Annotated in this window: 1 tRNA gene; it reads left to right on the top strand. The window is 53.6% G+C overall.

Going from position 1 to position 265, the window contains the following annotated elements:
• Positions 1–180: 180 nt before the first annotated feature.
• Positions 181–256 (top strand) — tRNA-Ala (locus OGY37_RS00185).
• Positions 257–265 lie beyond the last annotated feature (9 nt).

Genomic DNA, 265 nt, shown 5'->3' with positions numbered 1-265 from the left:
GCTTGTAGCTCAGGTGGTTAGAGCGCACCCCTGATAAGGGTGAGGTCGGTGGTTCAAGTCCACTCAGGCCTACCAAATTCTTTCTGATGCCGCGTTGTGAAACGACTCGCATACTTCAGTATGCTTCACCGTTCCACGCCTTGTCTCAGCAAGAATTAAGGTGAATGAGATAACTACGATGGGGCTATAGCTCAGCTGGGAGAGCGCCTGCCTTGCACGCAGGAGGTCTGCGGTTCGATCCCGCATAGCTCCACCATCCTTACTG

Source organism: Citrobacter sp. Cpo030 (assembly GCF_030333005.1).
Taxonomy (GTDB): domain Bacteria; phylum Pseudomonadota; class Gammaproteobacteria; order Enterobacterales; family Enterobacteriaceae; genus Citrobacter; species Citrobacter portucalensis.
This window is presented reverse-complemented; position numbering and strand designations above follow the sequence as displayed.